This is a genomic window from Butyrivibrio sp. (genome assembly GCF_024699075.1).
Window position 1 is genome coordinate 1 of sequence record NZ_JAILQF010000110.1, and the last position, 5,705, is coordinate 5,705.

Here is a 5,705-nt window from a genome sequence, read left to right on the forward strand (position 1 = left end):
AGCAAGAGCTCCTGCAGAAGTAATTCCGCCAGTGCCTGACAGCCATCCTGCATATACAACACCAACAGCCATACCCTCAGGTATGTTATGGAGTGTAACTGCAAGAACCATCATTGTCGTTTTCTTAAAATTGGATTTTAAGCCTTCAGGTTCATCACTGTTCATATGAAGATGAGGTATTATCTCATCAAGAAGGAGCAGGAATAAGATACCGGCCCAGAATCCGATCACTGCAGGGATAAATGACAATTTTCCCATGCCTTCTGACTGCTCCATTGCTGGAATTATAAGACTCCATATGGATGCAGCTACCATGACGCCTGCAGCAAAGCCTTCAAGTGCATGACTTAATTTTTCACTCAGTTCTTTTTTCATGAAAAAAACCATGGCAGAACCAAGTGCAGTTCCTAAAAATGGTACAAGTACGCCGATTAAAAGGTCCTTACTCATCAGAATGTCACCGTTCTGTCTGCATCAGTAAATGATGAGAAAGTAGCCTTACCACCATCAAAGTACAAAACTGCCGTATTTCCGTCTCCCGGGGCGTACATATTCTTTAAAGCGGGATTCTTATCAAGCATGTCTGTTTCTGCTTCAATGCGGTTATCATAAACAAGCTTTCCTTCTACCCTGAGCCATTGTCCATCCTTGAATGCACAGATCTCAGCTTTGGGATTTTTTTCAAGCTGTTTGAAAACGTCCTTCTTTTTGCCTGTCTGAATGTAAAGTTTGCCTTCAAATATCTCGGCAGTTCCAAAAGGTCTTACTCTTGGCTGGTCACCATCTACAGTAGCAAGGTAGTAGGTCTGAGCCGTGTGCAGGAATTCCTGTACTTCTTCAATTGCTGTCTTTGCCATAATATAGCCTCCTTTAAAAGTTTGTTTTCGGATTAGTTAGTTTATAAAATACAATGTACCTATCGAAAAAACGATAAGTAAAAATTATCATATTAGGACAAGATTGAAGACCTGTTGAGTTTTTTTAGAAACCAAAAACAAGTCGTTACCTAGTGCGTTGACGTAAACATCTGCTAAAGCAAATGAGTTTTGCATGTGAGCAGTTTATAAAAGGTACTTTTGATATCTACAATTATATATCATCGCATATATTCAAAAAAGCGTATTATTCTACAAAAAAACAGGTATATTAATTGAAAAATTGAGCACAATATAATAGAATTAAATATCATATATTTTTTTCTAAATTTTAATGGCAAAAAGGGGGATTTTATGGTCTACGGTACTTGGATGTCTTTGCTTCCACCAATAATAGCGATAATACTGGCTCTTGTTACCAAACAGGCATATCTTGCCTTGTTTGTAGGTGTTACAACAGGAGCGTTTTTTATGGCAGGACCACATCCATGGGCTGCTTTCGAAACGCTTCTTGATACTATGATTTCCAATGTTGATCTTACGATAATCATATTCCTTATCCTTATCAGCATAGTTGTAAGGCTTATGCAGATGAGTGGCGGAACATATGCTTACGGTGAATGGGCCTACAGAAATCTGAAGAACAAGAAATCATCACTTATAGCGACAAGCCTTCTGGGAATGCTTATATTTATGGATGATGGCTTTAACTGTCTGACTGTAGGATCAGTAATGATGCCTGTAACTGATAAGTTTAAAGTATCAAGAGCAAAGCTTGCATACATAATTGATGCAACTGCAGCACCTGTTTGTATTCTTGCACCCATATCATCATGGGCAGCAGCTATCAATTCATATATTCCGGAAGGATATACTATTAATGGTTTTAGTATGTTTGTAAAGGCAATCCCATTTAATTTCTATGCTATTCTTACTCTTGTTATGGTATTTGGAACATCTATTGCAGGATTTGATTTCGGTCTTATGAAAAAGTACGAAAGGGCTGTAGAAAGCGGAAAGCCTGATTTAAGCGCAGGCAAGAGAAGCAGTGAATCAGCTGATTCAAAAGGCATGAAGGGGTCCGTTATTGATCTTGTCCTTCCTATGGTATTTCTTATTGTGCTTGCAATTGCGGCAATGATCTATACAGGATACCTTAATGGCGGAAGAACTGTTATTGAATGCTTTGCAAACTGTGAATCTGCAAAAAGCCTTGTATTTGCTTCACTTATGACCATATTATTCTGTGCAGGTTTGTATCTTCCAAGAAAAGTTATGTCTTTTAAGGATTATATGGATTGTATTCCAACAGGATCAACTCTCATGGTTCCTTTTATGATAATACTGGTTCTTGCCTGGACTCTTAAGGGTATGATCTCAGGTCTTGGTGCAGATGTATTCATTAATTCTTTAATGCAGGGTGCAAGTAGTGCCTATGCACTTATTCCTATATTCCTATTTATAGTTTCAGTGTTTGTATCATTTTCATCAGGAACCAGCTGGGGAACTTTTGCTATTATGATCCCTATAACTGTAGCCATGCTTTCTGCAGATCAGCAAATGCTTCTTATAGGAATTGCAGCATGCCTTGCAGGAGGTGTTACAGGAGACCATATTTCTCCAATATCAGATACAACTATCATGTCAAGTACAGGAGCCGGAAGCAATCATATAGATCATGTAAGCTCACAGATTCAGTATCAGATACCTGTAATCATTGCTTCCGCTATTGGATATATAATTGCAGGATTTACGAAGAGCTTTGTAGTGGCACTTCCTGCTTCTGTAGTTATACTTGCATTGGAAGTTTATCTGATATATAGAGTCTCAGGAAAGAAAGAATAAGGGAAAAGAAATATTTTTGCATTTGCGTATGTTGTTTTTTCATTGTAAAATAGCAAAGATGTACTTTCATTTGGACATGAAAAAAATATTATTTTCCAAATTTAGTACATAGTCTCTTTTGGTGAGACTTAAGAATCAGATGATAAAATCCTAGAAAAAGGGATTATTCATGTGGTTACGTTAAGAGGTGGTAATCACATCACTTTAATAAAAGATAGGAGATTAATAACAATGAAGTTAGCTGTTACTTATGCCGGAGGCGAGATTTTCCAGCATTTTGGAAAGACTGAAGAGTTTAAAATTTATGAAATTGAAGACAACAAGGTAGTATCAAGTACTGTTATTGGAAACGAAGGACTTGGACACGAATCTCTTGCAGGTCTTCTTGCTGAACAGAAAGTTGAAAAGCTTATCTGTGGCGGTCTTGGTCAGGGAGCATTAAATGCTCTTTCTGCATCAGGTATCGAAGTTATATCAGGAGCAGAAGGCGATGCGGATGCTGCTGTATTTGCATACCTTAATGGTGAGCTTGAGTCCAGAGGTGTTAACTGTGATCATCACCATGAAGAAGGCGGCGAGCATCACTGCGGACATCACGATCATGAAGGTGGAGAGCACCATTGTGGACATCACGAAGAAGGCGAAGAGCATCACTGTGGACATCATGATCATGAAGACGGCGAGCATCACTGTGGACATCACGAAGAAGGCGGCTGTGGCAGCAATGATTCAGAAGATGAAGAAGGCTGCGGTGGATGCGGAAGCGAAGGCGGCTGTGGTGGCTGCGGCGGTTGCGGTGGTCCAAGACCTGTTATCTTCGAAGGACCTAATGCCGGAAAGAAAGTAAGTGTTAACTATAAGGGAACACTTGATGACGGAACACAGTTTGATTCATCATATGACAGAGGTCAGACTCTTGATTTTATCTGTGGTACAGGAATGATGATCGCTGGTTTTGATAAGGCTGTTGTTGAGATGGAAGTTGGACAGACAGTAAATGTTCACCTTGAGCCTGAAGAAGCTTATGGTCTTCGTGATGCAGCTAATATCTTTACAATCAACATTGCAGAACTTCCAGGATCTGAGAAGCTTAATGTTGGACAGCAGGTATTCCTTCAGGATGAGATGGGAAGAGCATTCCCTGTTATAGTTAAGGATAAAGATGATCAGACAATCACACTTGATGCTAATCATGAACTTGCTGGTAAAGCTCTTAATTTTGAGATTGAACTTGTTAGCGTAGAAGATTAAATATAATTATAAGACATAAGCTTTATAGGGAGTTGTAAGGCTTGTCTACAAGATGGTTGTAAGAGATAGTCATCATAGTTTTTGGTGATGTAAATTCTAGAATTTATTAATTCTGTAAATCATATGATTCAGGCGCCAATCAGGCGCCTGAGTTATCGAAAAGGCCATTTCTGGCTATTTTCAATTTTTTAAAACAAGAATTGCGGATTAAAGTACTTGAAGCAGGAAGTTAGTCCGCAGAACCAAGAAGAATAATGCTTATAAAAGCAAGAAAAGAAGTAAAACCTGCGGACTAAAGCGGTTGAAGCAAGTAATCTAGTCCGCAGAACCCAGAAGAATAATGGTTATAGAAGCAAGAAAAGGAATAAAACCTGCGGACTAAAGCGGCTGAAGCAGTAATCTAGTCCGCAGAACCCAGAAGTAGGAGTCTAGTCCGCAGTGTATGAAAAAAGGGGGAAATAACTATATGATTCAGACAAAATCAATTATTGAATCTCTTAAAGCAAGAGATACAGAGCTTAAGCAGGCAAAGAAGCTAGCAAGAAAAATGGCTGAAAAGCCAATAGAAGGGAAACTTAGAATATCGCATAATCAAGGCTCTGTTCAATATTACAAGGTCTCAAATACTGGTAATAAGTTGGGGAAATACATTAAAAAGAAGGATTTCAAACAAGTTTATGACCTGGCTCAGAAAGATTATGCGCAAAAGCTGACAGCAAGTATAGATGAAGAACGTAAAATTATTACTGACCTTATCAAAGGATTAGAGCTAATATCAGAACCCAATACATATAATGGAAGCATGAAAAGTATTAGTGCTAATATCATTTATTCAAAATTACATAAAGATCGGCAAAAGCTGATATCACCAATACTTATAAGTGATTTGGAGTATGCTACTATCTGGGAGCAATCAGAATATAATACTAATGTTTATAAAGATGAGGAGAAAGTTTATCTAACTAAAAAAGGAGACATGGTAAGATCAAAATCAGAGGTCATGCTGGCTAATTTGTATTATGAGATGGGTATACCTTACAGATATGAAGCAGAATTAATACTGAAAAACGGGAAAAAAGTATATCCGGATTTTACTTTACTTAATGTTGATACAAGACAAGAGCTGTATCACGAACACATGGGACTTCTGGATGATGATGAATATAGATTTCACAATTTAAGAAAAATTGATGAGTATAGAAAAAATGGCATTTTCAACGGAAAGAATCTTTTTATCACTTTTGAAGCTGCAGGTTGTCCACTTAATATAAAAAATATAGAAGAAAATATAAGATGGATTCTAGGCTGTTCTGTAGACAACAAATAATCTGTTTACCAACAGAATCACTGGGATCACTGAAATAAAGAAATCCGCTGTAAAAGCGGATTTCTTTAATAGATGTTTAAGAAGTCATACATTCTTGAACATAAAGTTCAAGAATGTAGTAATAGAGCCATTTGAGTTCACCTTCGGTGAAGGCTCTATTACCAACCGATTCACTGAATTACGAAACACGCAGTAAATGCGCGTTTCTGTTATTTATGTTCAAAAATATATACTATATTGTCAGATGATTACTTAACTTTTCGCTTTCCTGCAAGAACCATCCTGTAATCTTCAAGATTTTTTTTCAAAAGAACTGGAATATTTAGTTCATATGGACATCTTGGAAGGCAGGCACCGCAGTTGATGCAGTTATCGATCTTGTTCATCTCGCTCTGCCAGTATTCTGA

6 protein-coding genes are annotated in these 5,705 nt (G+C 37.7%); 3 read left to right on the plus strand and 3 right to left on the minus strand.

The window, feature by feature from the left end; all coding sequences use genetic code 11:
- A partial coding sequence (locus K6G87_RS04380) for a ZIP family metal transporter (protein WP_442863360.1) occupies positions 1-450 on the minus strand: 450 nt, incomplete at its 3' end.
- The gene (locus tag K6G87_RS04385) at positions 450-857 is read right to left on the minus strand and encodes a pyridoxamine 5'-phosphate oxidase family protein (RefSeq protein WP_330669706.1); all 408 of its coding nucleotides are present in this window, start codon (positions 855-857) and stop codon (positions 450-452) included. The genes K6G87_RS04380 and K6G87_RS04385, both read right to left, overlap by 1 nt.
- A gap of 372 nt (positions 858-1,229) precedes the next feature.
- On the opposite strand from K6G87_RS04385, the gene K6G87_RS04390 reads away from it, so the two are divergent.
- From K6G87_RS04390 to K6G87_RS04400, 3 genes are all read left to right on the plus strand, one after another.
- A complete protein-coding gene (locus K6G87_RS04390; protein WP_296834417.1) occupies positions 1,230-2,720 on the plus strand; it encodes a Na+/H+ antiporter NhaC family protein in 1,491 nt (496 codons plus the stop codon).
- A gap of 231 nt (positions 2,721-2,951) precedes the next feature.
- Entirely contained in the window at positions 2,952-3,971 is a 1,020-nt protein-coding gene (locus K6G87_RS04395; RefSeq protein ID WP_296834420.1) for an FKBP-type peptidyl-prolyl cis-trans isomerase, read from the plus strand.
- A gap of 466 nt (positions 3,972-4,437) precedes the next feature.
- A complete protein-coding gene (locus tag K6G87_RS04400) occupies positions 4,438-5,298 on the plus strand; it encodes a hypothetical protein (RefSeq protein WP_296834423.1) in 861 nt (286 codons plus the stop codon).
- A gap of 248 nt (positions 5,299-5,546) precedes the next feature.
- Here K6G87_RS04400 and K6G87_RS20040 read toward each other — a convergent pair whose 3' ends face one another.
- A complete protein-coding gene (locus K6G87_RS20040) occupies positions 5,547-5,684 on the minus strand; it encodes a hypothetical protein (protein ID WP_296834427.1) in 138 nt (45 codons plus the stop codon).
- Between the last annotated feature and the right edge of the window lie 21 nt (positions 5,685-5,705).